This is a genomic window from Streptomyces sp. NBC_00252, from assembly GCF_036187565.1.
Classification (GTDB): Bacteria; Actinomycetota; Actinomycetes; order Streptomycetales; family Streptomycetaceae; genus Streptomyces.
Window position 1 is genome coordinate 5,058,746 of record NZ_CP108087.1, and the last position, 14,220, is coordinate 5,072,965.

A 14,220-nucleotide genomic window follows, 5' to 3' on the forward strand; every position below is an offset into this window, starting at 1 on the left:
AGCACCGGTCGGATGACCGTCCGGCAGGCCCTCGACCCGCAAGGAACCGTCATGACCACACACGTCACGATCATCGGCGCCGGACTCGGCGGACTGACCCTCGCCCGCGTCCTGCACGTCCACGGCATCTCTGCCACGGTCTACGAGGCGGATCCCTCCCCCACGGCCCGGTTGCAGGGCGGGATGCTCGACATCCACGATTACAACGGCCAACTCGCCCTGAAGGAAGCCGACTTGATGGACGAATTCCGCGCCATCATCCTGGAGGGACGGCAGGCCATCCGCATCCTCGACCGGGACGGCACCGTCCTGCTCGACAAACCCGACGACGGAACCGGCGGCCGGCCCGAAGTGCAGCGCGGCGAGCTCCGGCAGATCCTGCTCGACTCGCTCCCGGCCGACGCCGTGCGCTGGGGCCACAAGGTCACCGGCGCCCGCACCCTCGACGACGGCCGCCACGAGGTGGCCTTCGCCGACGGCGGCACGATCGTCACCGGCCTCCTCGTCGGCGCGGACGGCGCCTGGTCACGGGTGCGCCCGCTGCTGTCCGACGCGACTCCCACGTATTTCGGGAGGTCGTTCGTCGAGGCCTACCTGTACGAAAGCGAGACCCGGCACCCGGCCGCCGCGAAAACGGTCGGCGGCGGTTCGCTGTTCGCGCTGGCCCCGGACACCGGAGCGAGCGGGAAGTGGATCGGGGCGCACCGCGAGAGCGGCGAGACCCTGCACGCCTATGTGACGCTGGCCGAGCCGCAGGAGTGGTTCGCCGCCATCGACTTCACCGACGCGGCCGCGGCCACCGCACGCATCGCCGCCGAGTTCGAGGGCTGGGCCCCCGAGATCACCGCCCTGATCACCGACAGCGACACCCCTCTCGCCGTACGGCCGCTCAACTCGCTGCCGATCGGCCACCGTTGGGACCGGATACCGGGAGTGACCCTCCTCGGTGACGCCGCGCATCTCTCGCCGCCGGACGGCGAGGGCGCCAACCTGGCGATGCAGGACGGTGCCGAACTCGGCAAGCTCATCGCCGAGCACCCCGACGACATCGAGGCCGCGCTCACCGCATACGAGGCGGCGCTCTTCCCCCGTAGCGCCACGGCGGCGGCCGAGGCCGTGGCCGTCAACGAGTCCATGGGCCAGGAGCTGATCAAGGCCTTCGGGCCGGACTGGCAGGAGGGGCGGGAGCAGTAGAGCGGTAGAGGCCGCGGATCGGCGGGCAACAAAAAACGTTCGTGGAACGGTCACGCCGACCGTTCCACGAACGTTCTCGTCGTCCTCTGCCAGGCGGTGCTACGCCAGCAGCGCCGGGATCGTCGCCTCGTGCGCCTCGCGGAGTTCCTCCAGGGTGAGCGTGAACTCGCCCTGGACCTCCACGGATTCACCGTCGACGACACCGATGCGGGTGACGGGCAGACCCCGCGCGCCGCACATGTCGTTGAAGCGGAGTTCCTCCGAGCGCGGGACGGCGACGACCGCGCGGCCCGCCGACTCCGAGAAGAGGAGGGTGAACGCGTCCAGGCCGTCGGGCACGATCAGCCGCGCGCCCTTCCCGCCCAGCAGCGCCGACTCCACGACCGCCTGGATCAGACCGCCGTCGGACAGGTCGTGCGCGGAGTCGATCATGCCGTCGCGGGAGGCGGAGATCAGGATCTCGGCGAGCAGCCGCTCGCGCTCCAGGTCGACCTTCGGGGGCAGTCCGCCGAGGTGGTCGTGGACGACCTGGGACCAGGCCGAGCCGCCGAACTCCTCACGGGTGTCGCCCAGCAGGTAGAGGAGCTGGCCCTCTTCCTGGAACGCGACCGGGGTGCGCCGCGCCACGTCGTCGATGACGCCGAGCACCGCGACCACGGGGGTCGGGTGGATGGCGACGTCGCCCGTCTGGTTGTAGAGGGAGACGTTGCCGCCGGTGACCGGCGTGCCCAACTGCTGGCAGGCGTCCGCCAGTCCACGGATGGCCTCCGCAAACTGCCACATCACCGCCGGGTCCTCGGGCGAACCGAAGTTCAGGCAGTCGGAGACCGCGAGGGGCTTCGCGCCCGTCGTCGCCACGTTCCGGTACGCCTCCGAGAGCGCCAACTGGGCGCCCGCGTACGGGTCGAGCTTCGCGTACCGGCCGTTGCCGTCCGTCGCGATGGCGACCCCGAGGCCGGTCTCCTCGTCGATGCGGATCATGCCCGAGTCCTCGGGCTGCGCCAGCACCGTGTTGCCCTGCACGAAGTGGTCGTACTGCGAGGTGATCCACTTCTTGGACGCCTGGTTCGGGGACGACACCAGGGCCAGGACCTGGTCCCGGAGTTCCTCCGAAGTGCCGGGCCGGGCAAGCTTGTTGGCGTCGTCGGCCTGGAGCGCGTCCTGCCAGGACGGGCGGGCGTACGGGCGCTCGTAGACCGGGCCGTCGTGCGCGACCGTGCGCGGGTCGACGTCGACGATCTTGCCGCCGTGCCAGAAGATCTCCAGCCGGTCGCCGTCGGTCACCTCACCGATGACGGTGGCGATGACGTCCCACTTCTCGCAGATCTCCAGGAAGCGGTCGACCTTCGCCGGTTCGACGACGGCGCACATCCGCTCCTGCGACTCGCTCATGAGGATCTCCTCGGGCGAGAGCGTGGAGTCGCGCAGCGGTACGTCGTCCAGGGTGACGGTCATGCCGCCGGAGCCGTTGGACGCCAACTCGCTGGTGGCGCAGGAGAGTCCGGCCGCGCCGAGGTCCTGGATGCCGACGACCAGCTTCTCGGCGAAGGCCTCCAGGGTGCACTCGATGAGCAGCTTCTCCTGGAAGGGGTCGCCCACCTGGACCGCGGGACGCTTCGACGGCTTGGCGTCGTCGAAGGTCTCGGAGGCGAGGATCGACGCGCCGCCGATGCCGTCGCCGCCCGTGCGGGCGCCGTAGAGGATGACCTTGTTGCCCGCGCCGGAGGCCTTCGCGAGGTGAATGTCCTCGTGCCGCATGACGCCGATGGCGCCGGCGTTGACCAGCGGGTTGCCCTGGTAGCAGGCGTCGAAGACGACCTCGCCGCCGATGTTGGGCAGGCCCAGGCAGTTGCCGTAGCCGCCGATGCCCGCGACGACGCCCGGCAGGACGCGCTTGGTGTCGGGGTGGTCGGCCGCGCCGAAGCGCAGCGGGTCCACGACCGCGACCGGGCGGGCGCCCATCGCGATGATGTCGCGCACGATGCCGCCGACGCCCGTGGCCGCGCCCTGGTAGGGCTCGACGTAGGACGGGTGGTTGTGCGACTCCACCTTGAAGGTGACCGCGTAGCCCTGGCCGACGTCGACCACGCCCGCGTTCTCGCCGATGCCGACGAGGAGGGCGTCCGACTGGGGGGCCTTCTCGCCGAACTGGCGGAGGTGGACCTTGGAGGACTTGTAGCTGCAGTGCTCGGACCACATGACGGAGTACATGGCCAGCTCGGCGCCGGTCGGGCGGCGGCCGAGGATCTCGACCACGCGCTCGTACTCGTCCTTCTTCAGGCCGAGTTCGGCCCAGGGCAGCTCGACGTCGGGGGTCTCGGCCGCGTGCTCGACCGTGTCCAGAGGCGTCCGGCTCATGCGTTGACCAGCTTCTTGAGGATCGAGGTGAAGAAGGGAAGGCCGTCGGTGCGGCCGGACCCGACGAGCGGCTCGACGGCGTGCTCCGGGTGCGGCATGAGGCCTACGACGTTCCCGGCGGCGTTCGTGATGCCGGCGATGTCGCGCAGCGAGCCGTTCGGGTTGCCGGGTTCATCAGTGGCTCCGCCACGGGCCAGGTAGCGGAAGACGACGCGGCCCTCCGCCTCCAGCTCGTCGAGCGTGTGCTCGTCGGCGACGTAGCGGCCGTCCATGTTCTTCAGCGGGATGTGGATCTCCTGGCCGGCGCTGTAGTCGCTGGTCCAGGCGGTGTCCGCGTTCTCCACCCGCAGTTTCTGGTCACGGCAGATGAAGTGGAGGTGGTTGTTGCCGAGCATCGCGCCGGGGAGGAGGTGCGCCTCGGTGAGGATCTGGAAGCCGTTGCAGATTCCGAGGACGGGGAGTCCCGACTTCGCCTGCTCGATGACCGTCTCCATCACCGGCGAGAAACGGGAGATGGCGCCCGCGCGCAGATAGTCGCCGTAGGAAAAACCGCCCGGGAGGACGACGGCGTCGACCTGGTGGAGGTTCTTGTCCTTGTGCCAGAGGGCTACCGGTTCGGCACCGGCGAGACGGATCGCGCGCTGGGTGTCGCGGTCGTCCAGGCTGCCGGGGAAAGTGACGACGCCAATACGAGCGGTCACTTCGCGGCCTCCGCGACTTCATCGACGCGCACCGTGAAGTCCTCGATCACGGTGTTCGCGAGGAAGGATTCCGCAAGATCGTGGATGCGGGCGAGCGCGGCCTCGTCGACCGGTCCGTCCACTTCCAGTTCGAATCGCTTTCCCTGACGTACGTCCGAGATCCCGTCGAATCCCAGGCGCGGCAGTGCGCGCTGCACCGCCTGGCCCTGGGGGTCGAGGATCTCCGGCTTGAGCATGACGTCGACTACGACGCGTGCCACGGGCACTCCCGGTGGTGTGGTGCTGAGCAGGTCCCTGCAGGTGACTTCAGACTACCTGCACAAAATTTCTACGCGGGTAGAGTTGTAGGAATCTACGTGATGACCATCACGATCCGGTGTCGGGCAGGGGTCTTCACGAAAAGTTCAGGGAAAGATCCCGGATCGATCCCGGTTCCCTATTGCGCGGAGACACGCGGGAAGATTTAGTCGGGCTTCACATTGCATTGCCGGGCACTGTACAAATGAATTGGCAATAGCCGATACTTTGCCCATTAACAGGCGGACAGTCGACATCTCCGCACCTCCGTGGCGTCTCCGTACGTCCTCACGGATAGAGGTGTCGGAGGGGTCGCACGAAGGGACCGATATTCGTGGCGCAGAAGGTCGTGGTCACTCTCTTTGACGACATCGACGGCTCGGAAGCGGCGGAAACGATCGCCTTCGGACTCGACGGCAAGTCGTACGAGATCGACCTGAATCAAGCCAATGCCAAGAAACTGCGTAAGGCGCTCGCGCCGTACGTGGACGCAGGTCGCAAGCGGTCGAGGTCGGGCAAGGCCTACCGCCAGACCGAGGTGGCACCCGACCCGGCGGCCGTCCGGGCCTGGGCCCAGGCGAACAAGATGGACGTGCCGGCGCGCGGACGCATCCCCAAGAAGGTCTACGAGGCGTTCGCCGCCGCGCAGTAGGACGTGAGCCGACAGCCGGTCACCGGCCCCTCGGGACAACCGACTTGCGCTGCACCCCTCCTGGTCAGCTAGAGTTCGGAGCACGCCGAGGGGCGAGGCCGAAAGGCCCAGCTCACGGAGTACATGCGGGTGTAGTTCAGTAGCAGAACATCCCCCTTCCAGGGGGAAGGCGCAGTGTGCAATTCCTGTCACCCGCTCTGCAGCATCACCGTCCGGACCACTCTGTTGGATCGGGTAGGCTGGTGCTCGCGCCGATCGGTGAGAGCCGGTCGGAGGCAATGCGGACGTAGCTCAGTTGGTAGAGCGCAACCTTGCCAAGGTTGAGGTCGCCAGTTCGAACCTGGTCGTCCGCTCCAGCAAAAACCCCGGTCCGGGTGGACCGGGGTTTTTTGTGTGCCCCGGGCCCGACTGACATTTGTCATGCCGAGTGATGACACCGCGCACTGCTCCCGCGCCCCCGCCGCCGGGACGCTGAAGTCATGGACACCAACGAACACGAACACGTGATTGAGGTCACTGACCTACGCCGTGTGTACGGGGGCGGGTTCGAGGCCGTGCGAGGGATCAGCTTCTCCGTGCGGCGCGGGGAGGTCTTCGCGCTCCTGGGCACCAACGGCGCCGGCAAGACGTCCACGGTCGAACTCCTGGAGGGCCTCGCACCGGCGTCCGGCGGCCGGGTGCGCGTCCTCGGCCACGACCCCTACCGCGAGCGGGCCACCGTACGGCCGCGGACCGGGGTGATGCTGCAGGAGGGCGGGTTCCCGTCCGAGCTGACTGTCGCCGAGACCGCGCGGATGTGGGCCGGGTGCACGAGCGGGGCGCGGCCCGAGGCGGAGGCGCTCGGTCTCGTCGGGCTCGCGCGGCGGGCGGACGTACGGGTGAAGCAGTTGTCCGGGGGTGAGCGGCGGCGGCTCGATCTCGCGCTGGCGCTGCTCGGGTCGCCCGAGGTGCTGTTCCTCGACGAGCCGACGACCGGTCTCGACGCCGAAGGGCGCCAGGACACCTGGGAGTTGGTGCGGGCGCTGCGGGACGGCGGGACGACCGTGCTGCTGACCACGCACTACCTGGAGGAGGCGGAGGGGCTCGCCGACCGGCTCGCGATCATGCGTGAGGGGCGGATCGCGGTCACCGGGACCCCGGCCGAGGTGACGGCCGGGCGGCCCTCGCGGATCTCCTTCGAACTGCCCGCCGGATTCTTCGTGGGGGATCTGCCGCCGCTCGCCGAGCTGGGGGTCGTCGGGCACGAGGTGGCCGGGAGGGTCGTACGGCTGGAGACGCACGAGCCGCAGCGGGCGGCGACCGGGCTGCTGGTGTGGGCCGAGCGGGGGCGGGTCGAGCTGCGGCGGCTGGAAGTGCGGTCGGCCTCGCTGGAGGAGGCGTTCCTCGGGATCGCGCGCGAGCAGGGGGTGGCGGCATGAGTGCCACGACGACTCCGGCCGGGCGGCTGCGGGCGCTGGGGCGGGCCGAGCTGGCGTTGCTGGGGCGGAACCGGAGTGCGGTGGTCACGGCGCTGCTGGTGCCGCTGGCGCTGCCGTTCAGCGTGCGGCCTGCCGTCGACCAGATGGATCTCAAGGGCGAGGGGCTGACGGTCGGCGCGGTGATGCTGACCGCCGCGATCGGGTTCTCGCTGCTGTTCGCCGTGTACTCGTCGCTGGTCAGCGCGTTCGTCGCGCGGCGCGAGGAGCTGGTCCTGAAGCGGCTGCGCACCGGCGAGCTGGGCGACCCCGAGATCCTCGCCGGGACCGCGCTGCCGTCGATGCTCCTCGGGCTCGTCCAGTCCGTGCTGCTGGCCGTCGCCTGCACGCTGCTGCTGGACGCCGGGGCTCCCGTGATGCCCCAACTCGTCGTCGTGGGGCTGCTGTTCGGGCTCTTCCTGTGCGCCGCGCTGGCCGCCCTCACGGCGAGCGTGACCAGGACGGCGGAGAGCGCGCAGGTGACCGCGCTGCCGGTGCTGTTCGCGTCCATGCTCGGCTCCGGGATCATCATCCCGCTCCAGCTGCTGCCCGACCGGGTCGCGGACGTCTGCCGGTTCCTGCCCCTGTCCCCCGCGATCCGGCTGATCAGCGGCGGCTGGAACGGCGACCTCTCCGGCTACGACGCGCTCGGCGCCGTCCTGACCGCGCTGGCCTGGACCGTCCTCGCGGTGTTTGCTGTACGGCGGTGGTTCCGCTGGGAACCGCGGCGCTGAGGTACGGGGACCACGTGATGCAGGCATCCGGCGGCTGGTGGGGACGCAAGAGCACGCCCGGGAAGGTCGAGACGTACACCCGGTGGTCCTTCCACTTCTTCGCCCTGATCGAGGTCACCACGCTCGGACTGCCGCTGTTCGGGCAGGTCGGAGCCGGTACGGCGACCTGGCTCGCGGCGCTCGTGGCCGTGCACGCGCTGCTCTGCTCCGCGACCGCGTCCCGGGCGCTCGACTGGACCCGGGACCGGCGCGCGCGGCCCGTACGGCTGATGTGGTTCCTCGGCGCGGTGACCGTGCTGATCGCCCTGGTCGCGCTGGTCCTGCGCGAACGGGGTCCCGCCGACGACCAGGCGCGGGCCGCCGCGAGCACGGTCTTCGTCGGGGTGCTGACCTTCGGCGTCGGGACGCTGACGCTCGGGCTGCGCGGGCCGCGGCAGATCCTCGCGGTGGTGGCCGGCGCGGTCGCCGGCACGCTGCTCGCACAGCTCCCGCTGGAGGTGGCCGCCCCGGCCGCGCTCGGCACCGCGCTGGCCGTCCTCATCGCGGGCGGCGGGCTCGCCTTCACCGCCGCGTTCTCCGTCTGGCTCCTCGACGCCGTCTACGAACTCGACGAGGCCCGCGAGACCCGCGCCCGCCTCGCCGTCGCCGAGGAACGGCTCCGGTTCGGCCGCGACCTCCACGACGTCATGGGCCGCAACCTGTCGGTGATCGCCCTCAAGAGCGAACTGGCCGTGCAACTGGCACGCCGGGGACGCACCGAGGCCGTCGAGCAGATGATCGAGGTCCAGCGGATCGCCCGCGAGTCCCAGCACGAGGTACGCGATGTCGTACGGGGCTACCGCGAGGCCGACCTCCGCCTCGAACTGGCGGGCGCCCAGGGCGTGTTGAGCGCCGCGGGCATCGAGTGCGAGGTCACGGGCGACGCGGCCGGGCTGCCGGTCGAGGTCCAGTCGGCCCTCGGCTGGGTGGTCCGCGAGGCCACGACGAACGTCCTCCGGCACGGGGACGCGCGGCGCTGCGTGGTGGAGGTACGCGTGACCGGGGGCCAGGTCGTACTCACCGTCGAGAACGACGGCGCCAAGGTCGCGGGCACACTGCCCGAGCTGGGCAGCGGGGCGGGCCTGATCGGCCTGCGAGAACGCCTGACCGCGGTCGGCGGCGAACTGGAGGCGGGCGCGGTGGACGACGACAGATTCCGGGTGACGGCCACGGTCCCGGTGCCCTCGGCGACGGGGGCGGGGGGTGGGGGCTCGTGACGGTGGTGAGTGATGGACGTCGGCCGGGTGGTGGGGTGTTCGGTGGCCGGAGGCGCGGTACGGCTTCTGACAGCTGCGGGCGAGGGCGCCGCGCGAACGACCTGGGCATCCTGGCGGGCTGTGAGCGGGGCCGGATGGCCGGTGACCTGATCCGCCGTACGACTTCTGCCAGCTGCCGGCGAGGGCGCCTCACGATCACCCCGCTACCTCATCCCCTCTCCACCCCGACCAGGAGCACCCCATGACCCGCCCCGTCGTAAGGCTCCTGCTTGCTGATGATGAGCACCTCATTCGGGGGGCGCTCGCCGCGTTGCTCGGGCTTGAGGATGATCTTGTGGTGGTGGCTGAGGCGGCGAGTGGGCCGGAGGCGTTGGCCATGGCTCGGGCTCATGAGCCGGATGTGGCGGTGCTCGATCTGCAGATGCCGGGGGCGGACGGTGTGAAGGTGGCCACATCGTTGCGGGCCGAACTGCCCGGGTGCCGGGTGCTGATCGTGACCGGGCACGGGCGGCCGGGGCATCTGAAGCGGGCGCTCGCGGCCGGGGTGCGCGGGTTCGTGCCGAAGACGGTCAGCGCGCAGCGGCTCGCGGAGATCATCCGTACCGTGCATGCCGGAAACCGTTACGTCGACCCCGAGTTGGCCGCCGACGCGATCTCCGCCGGGGACTCCCCGCTGACCGCCCGCGAGGCCGAGGTGCTGGAACTGGCCGCCGACGGGGCGCCGGTCGCGGAGATCGCCGAACGGGCCGCGCTCTCGCAGGGCACCGTGCGCAACTATCTCTCCTCCGCCGCCTCGAAACTCGGGGCCGAGAACCGTCATACGGCAGTGCGTCTCGCACGCGAGCGAGGTTGGGTATAGTTGCTCTCGCGCCACGGCGCAGCGCGGACGTAGCTCAGTTGGTAGAGCGCAACCTTGCCAAGGTTGAGGTCGCCAGTTCGAACCTGGTCGTCCGCTCAAGACGAAGACCCCGGTCCAGTGGACCGGGGTCTTCTCGTGTGCCTAGCTCCAGCTCAGGCCCGTCAGGCGCTCGTACGCCTCGATGTACTTCGCGCGGGTCGCGTCCACGACCTGCTGCGGCAGCGGCGGCGGGGGCTGCTCGCTCTTGCGGTCCCAGCCGGACTCCGGGCCGGTCAGCCAGTCGCGCACGAACTGCTTGTCGTACGACGGCTGCGCGCGCCCCGGCTCCCAGGTCTCGGCCGGCCAGAAACGGGACGAGTCCGGGGTGAGGACCTCGTCGCCCGCGACCAGCGTCTCCCCGTCGTAGCCGAACTCGAACTTCGTGTCCGCGAGGATGATCCCCCGCTCCCGCGCGATGTCCCGGGCCCGCCCGTACACCGCGAGGGTCGCCTGCCGCAGCTGCGCGGCGGTCTCCGCGCCGACCTGCCGGGCGACCTCCTCGTACGACACGTTCTCGTCGTGCTCGCCCACGGCCGCCTTCGTCGCCGGGGTGAAGATCGGCGCCGGGAGTTCGCTGCCGTCGACCAGGCCCTCGGGGAGGGCCAGTCCGCAGACCGTGCGGGTGTCGTCGTACTCGACCAGGCCCGAGCCGGTGAGGTAGCCGCGGGCCACGCACTCGACCGGGACCATCTGGAGGGACTTGCAGATCAGCGTGCGGCCCGCCCAGTCGGCGGGGGCGCCGGGCGGGAGGTCGGTGCCGAGGACGTGGTTGGGGGTCAGGTCGGCGAGCTGGTCGAACCACCAGAGCGACAGCTGGGTGAGGACGCGGCCCTTGTCGGGGATCTCCGTGGGCAGCACCCAGTCGTACGCGGAGATGCGGTCGCTGGCGACCATCACGAGCTCGCCCGCCTCGTTCTGGTACAGCTCGCGCACCTTGCCGGTGTGGAGGTGCGTCAGGCCCGGAACCTGGAGCGGCTCGGGCTTTTCTACGAATCCGGACACGGGTTCCTCCAGTGGGTCTCTCCAACTGGCTCGATTGTCCCGTATGCGTGGCCGGCCTCTGGTCGCGGGGTTGGCCGACCGCTGGTCACGGGCTCAGTCGTGCTTGCAGATGCGGTCCAGGAGGTTGGCCGTGGCGCGCTGGACACGGGCGTCCACATGGCCGGGGCGGTCCAGCGCCGGGGACCAGGCGAAGGTGCCGGAGGCGAAGACGAGGGAGCCGGACGGCGCGCGGTACAGGGAGGTCTCCTGGTGGCGGAGGGCGCCTTCGCCGTCCGTGTACGGGGAGTGGGCGAGCAGGATGCGCTCGTCGTGCGGGGGGAGCTGGGTGCGCGGGAAGTACCGGTCGGCCTCGCCCGCGACCAGGCCCTCGATCGGGTCGCCCTCGCCGGCGCCGGTCGCCTCCCACAGCCAGTGGTCGGCGTTGCGCACGATCAGGGGATGCGGCTCGGGCACCCGGCCCGCGTACTGAATGCCCACCAACTGCTGCTCGGGACGGTCGACTTCACGCCACAGCACCGGCTTGCCCGGGCCCCGGCGCTTGCGGCAGGTGAGCAGGCGGTCGGGGACGCCGGACGGGGAAGGCCCCAACTCCACTTGCCAGTACATGGTGTTGGCGGAGAGGAAGACGAGGGACGTGCCGTGCTCGCGGGCGAGTTCGACGGTACGGCGCATGGGCAGCGACCAGTACTCGTCGTGGCCCGGGAAGACCAACCCCCGGTAGCGGGTGGGGTCCACGCGTCCCGAGTGCAGGTCGCGGGCGTCGGCGTAGGCGAGGTCGTAGCCGTAGCGCTCGGCCCAGCGGATGAAGTCGTAGGCGTGGCCCACGTGGAGGGGGAGGCCCGCGCCCGCGTACGGGCGGTCGAAGGAGACCGTCGTCGCGGCCTCGGACTCGCCGAGGAGCCGGCCGGCGCCGTCCCACGCGTGGTAGAGGCTCGCGCCGGTGTGGCCGTCCTCCGGATAGAGGTTGTACGCCTGCCACGTGATGTCCGGCAGGAGGAGGAGCAGGTCGGCGGGATGGCTGTCGCGGACCGTGAACGGGATGTGCGAGCGGTAGCCGTCGGCGGTGGTGAGGACGGCGACGTACGCGCCGATGCTCCAGTAACTCGGGATCTGCAGGCGCCAGGACAGCCACCAGTGGTGGCAGGAGACCGTGCGGTCGGCGGTGAGCGGCGGGGGCTGCACGATGCCCGAGAGGCGCGGGCTGGTGGTGATCTTCGCGGCGCCGTCACCGCCGTAGTGGCCGATGCGGTAGATGTCGACGGCGAACTCCTGGGGCGGGTCGACCGTGACATGGAAGTCGAGGGCCTCGCCGGGGGCGACCGCCCCGGCCGAGGTGAATCCCTTGATCTGGCGGCGGACGTCGTCGGCGGAGCGGGGGCCGCCGCCCTCGGACGCGCGCGGGGCGGGGAGCTTGGGAGCGTTTCTGCCGGACGTGCGGGGGGCGTGGGCCGGGGTCGGGTCCACGTACCAGGGGACGACGTGGCCGGTGTCGTCGAAGTAGGTCTCGCTGCCCCGGAGCCACGGGACGGGGCCCTGTCCGAAGGGGTCCGTGACGGCGTGCGCCAGCGCTCCCGACTCCCAGCGGCGGATCTGCTCCGACCCCATGGTCGCTCCCCTCCTTCATGCCCCCGTGGTGGTCCTTCGTTCAACTGTCGTATGTCGCGTGCCCTTGCCACGTACGGGATCGGCCCCAGCACATCACATTAAGCACGCACCCTGTCACTGGTCGTCGCGAATTGACCAAAAGTGGAGGCCCCGGTTCCGATACGGCCGGGTGGGAGCGGGAGGTGGGTCGGGGTCAGACAAGCCGCACCGGCTTCTCGGGGCGTATGCCGAGGTCGATCAGCCAGGCCCGCAGGGGGGCCGGGTCGCCGTCCTCGACGAGGCAGAGGACTCTCGGGGCGAGGTCGGCCGCCCGCTCGCCGTTCACGAGCAGCGTCGGGCCGTCGAGCCAGTCGAGGCCGGGAGTCGCGCCCGCCGTGTCCATCGCGGCGCAGCACACCATCGCCGTGACGTGGTCGGCGAGCAACTCCCGCCCTGTGCGAGGTGGTTGGAGCGGGAAGAGGGGGAGCGAACCGTCGTCCCAGAGTGCCGTGTCCGGGCCCTGGCCGGGCGGGGCCGAACTCGGGGGCGGGGTCGCGGCCTCCTCGCGCGCCAGCTCCGCGGTGAGACCCGCGGCGAGCGCCGCGCTGTGCGGTGAGCCGCCCTCGCCGAGCTCCTCGTCGTCGTCGGCCGCCATCGCCCTGTACGGCTCCGGCTCGGGGAGCGGGGTGTCCAGGGACGGGGGCGGGGTGGTGACCGCGCCGAACGGTCCGGCGGCGCCGATCTCCCCGTCCGTCTCGCCGTACCGGACGGTCTCCGCCGTCGGGTCCGTCAGGTGCTCCACCACCCGGGCCAGGGTCGGGGCGTCGTGATGGGGCATGGCCGGGTCGGGGGCGCGGCGGACGCCGAGGGTGTCCAGGACGCGGTGGAGACGGGCCGCGTCCGTACGCCACTTACGGTCGACGACCTCCTCCGGATACTCCTGCCAGTCCACCGGCGCCCAGTCGGGACCTGCCTCGGCCGGGCCGCCGTGGAAAAGGCGGGCGGCGAGGAGCGAGGTCGCCTCGTCGATCGAACCGGGCTCTTCCAGCAGGTCACAGGCCGGGCGCTCGCCGAGCCGGGACGCGAAGCCCTCGGCCAGCCGGTCGCGCCGGGACAGCTCGGTCAGCGCGGCGACCACACCCGCGTCCAGCCGGGACGGCCAGCGGCCCATCCGCCACGCGGGCAGCGCGACCCTGGTCAGCAGCCGGTCCCAGCCCGCGTACGCCAGGCCCACCTGCTCCTGGGCGACGATCCGCAGGCCGTAGTCCACAGCCTGTGCGCGCTCGGCGGCAGCGGCGGCCACCCCGCGCTCCATCTCGGCCGCGTGGCCCCGGCAACTGCGCAGCAGCAGCCGGGCGACCCAGCCGACACCGGCGAGCACCGAACGGAACACGGGCCCGCGGGGTGCCGAGGTCACGGCCACCGCCGCGTCCAGCCCCCGTACGAAACGGCGGGCCGCGGCTATGTCCGGGTGCGCGGAGGGTCCCGTACCGGCGACGACCGGCGCGAGCACCGCGCGCAGCTCACCCACCCGCATCCACCACAGGAACGGCGAGCCGATGACGAGGACGGGCGAGGCGGCCGTACGACGGGAACGGCCCGGGGTGATGCCCCGTACGCCCGTGATCTCGTCGCGGTCCTCCTGCGGGGGCGGGCCGTGGGCCGGGTGGGTGCGGTCCTCCAGCCAGCTGTCGCAGTCCGGGGTGAGCGCTATCGCGGAGGGTGCGGGGACATCGAGGCGGTCGGCCAGGTCGCGCACCATGCGGTACAGGTCCGGGGCGGACTCCTCGGCGATCGCGACCGTGGGACTGACCGCGGGGCGGGCCCGCGCGACGACCAGCGCGATGGCGCCGGCCGCGAGCAGCACCACGACGGCGGCCACGCCCATCACCCAGCGGGAGACGTCCCAGCCCTGGCCCACGAGATGGCCGGTGGAACCGCCCGCGAGCAGGATCACCGCGACGGCCGCGGGCAACAGGGCGACGGCCAGCGCCCGGCTGCGGATCCGCAGCACGGCCAAGGCCCTGGACCGCGCGGCCTGCGCGCCCGCCTCCACACCCATACCGGTCACGACCGGACCTCACCCCCTC

The 14,220-nt window shown here is 71.3% G+C and carries 12 protein-coding genes and 3 tRNA genes; 9 read left to right on the forward strand and 6 right to left on the reverse strand.

Translation table 11 applies throughout. The features are described from left to right. The first annotated feature begins 51 nt into the window (after nucleotides 1-51). Nucleotides 52-1,194, forward strand: coding sequence for an FAD-dependent oxidoreductase (locus tag OHT77_RS22070; RefSeq protein ID WP_328830251.1), 1,143 nt, complete (start codon nucleotides 52-54; stop codon nucleotides 1,192-1,194). Nucleotides 1,195-1,293: 99 nt separating this feature from the next. Here OHT77_RS22070 and purL read toward each other — a convergent pair whose 3' ends face one another. Genes purL through purS form a run of 3 tightly spaced genes read right to left on the reverse strand, consistent with a single transcriptional unit; the run spans nucleotide 1,294 to nucleotide 4,513 of the window. Further along, nucleotides 1,294-3,552 (reverse strand): phosphoribosylformylglycinamidine synthase subunit PurL, encoded by a 2,259-nt coding sequence (purL, locus tag OHT77_RS22075; RefSeq protein WP_328830252.1) that lies wholly within the window; start codon nucleotides 3,550-3,552, stop codon nucleotides 1,294-1,296. Then, the gene (purQ, locus tag OHT77_RS22080) at nucleotides 3,549-4,253 is read right to left on the reverse strand and encodes a phosphoribosylformylglycinamidine synthase subunit PurQ (RefSeq protein WP_266770663.1); all 705 of its coding nucleotides are present in this window, start codon (nucleotides 4,251-4,253) and stop codon (nucleotides 3,549-3,551) included. Before purQ ends, purL begins: the two co-directional genes overlap by 4 nt. Continuing rightward, a complete protein-coding gene (gene purS, locus OHT77_RS22085) occupies nucleotides 4,250-4,513 on the reverse strand; it encodes a phosphoribosylformylglycinamidine synthase subunit PurS (RefSeq protein ID WP_266770661.1) in 264 nt (87 codons plus the stop codon). The genes purQ and purS overlap by 4 nt, the downstream gene beginning before the upstream one ends. A gap of 371 nt (nucleotides 4,514-4,884) precedes the next feature. On the opposite strand from purS, the gene OHT77_RS22090 reads away from it, so the two are divergent. The 8 genes from OHT77_RS22090 to OHT77_RS22125 all read left to right on the forward strand — a co-directional run bounded on the left by OHT77_RS22090 (nucleotide 4,885) and on the right by OHT77_RS22125 (nucleotide 9,601). Then, a complete protein-coding gene (locus tag OHT77_RS22090) occupies nucleotides 4,885-5,202 on the forward strand; it encodes a histone-like nucleoid-structuring protein Lsr2 (RefSeq protein WP_019073805.1) in 318 nt (105 codons plus the stop codon). A 125-nt stretch (nucleotides 5,203-5,327) separates the two neighbouring features. Further along, a tRNA-Gly gene (locus OHT77_RS22095) sits at nucleotides 5,328-5,399 on the forward strand. 83 nt (nucleotides 5,400-5,482) lie between these two features. After that, nucleotides 5,483-5,558, forward strand: a tRNA-Gly gene (locus OHT77_RS22100). Between the two features lie 123 nt (nucleotides 5,559-5,681). After that, nucleotides 5,682-6,620 (forward strand): ABC transporter ATP-binding protein, encoded by a 939-nt coding sequence (locus OHT77_RS22105; RefSeq protein ID WP_328830253.1) that lies wholly within the window; start codon nucleotides 5,682-5,684, stop codon nucleotides 6,618-6,620. Further along, on the forward strand, nucleotides 6,617-7,390 hold the full coding sequence (locus tag OHT77_RS22110; RefSeq protein WP_328830254.1) for an ABC transporter permease: 774 nt from the start codon (nucleotides 6,617-6,619) through the stop codon (nucleotides 7,388-7,390). Before OHT77_RS22105 ends, OHT77_RS22110 begins: the two co-directional genes overlap by 4 nt. Before the next feature lie 17 nt (nucleotides 7,391-7,407). Continuing rightward, a complete protein-coding gene (locus OHT77_RS22115) occupies nucleotides 7,408-8,646 on the forward strand; it encodes a sensor histidine kinase (RefSeq protein WP_328834298.1) in 1,239 nt (412 codons plus the stop codon). 241 nt (nucleotides 8,647-8,887) lie between these two features. Beyond that, nucleotides 8,888-9,505, forward strand: coding sequence for a response regulator transcription factor (locus OHT77_RS22120; protein WP_328830255.1), 618 nt, complete (start codon nucleotides 8,888-8,890; stop codon nucleotides 9,503-9,505). Nucleotides 9,506-9,528: 23 nt separating this feature from the next. Continuing rightward, nucleotides 9,529-9,601, forward strand: a tRNA-Gly gene (locus tag OHT77_RS22125). A gap of 45 nt (nucleotides 9,602-9,646) precedes the next feature. Here OHT77_RS22125 and OHT77_RS22130 read toward each other — a convergent pair. The 3 genes from OHT77_RS22130 to OHT77_RS22140 all read right to left on the reverse strand — a co-directional run bounded on the left by OHT77_RS22130 (nucleotide 9,647) and on the right by OHT77_RS22140 (nucleotide 14,192). After that, on the reverse strand, nucleotides 9,647-10,546 hold the full coding sequence (locus OHT77_RS22130; RefSeq protein ID WP_328830256.1) for a phosphoribosylaminoimidazolesuccinocarboxamide synthase: 900 nt from the start codon (nucleotides 10,544-10,546) through the stop codon (nucleotides 9,647-9,649). A 93-nt stretch (nucleotides 10,547-10,639) separates the two neighbouring features. Continuing rightward, nucleotides 10,640-12,151: a N,N-dimethylformamidase beta subunit family domain-containing protein gene (locus OHT77_RS22135; RefSeq protein WP_328830257.1), complete on the reverse strand. Its 1,512-nt coding sequence runs from the start codon at nucleotides 12,149-12,151 to the stop codon at nucleotides 10,640-10,642. Between the two features lie 193 nt (nucleotides 12,152-12,344). After that, nucleotides 12,345-14,192, reverse strand: coding sequence for a hypothetical protein (locus OHT77_RS22140; RefSeq protein ID WP_328834299.1), 1,848 nt, complete (start codon nucleotides 14,190-14,192; stop codon nucleotides 12,345-12,347). Nucleotides 14,193-14,220: the final 28 nt, after the last annotated feature.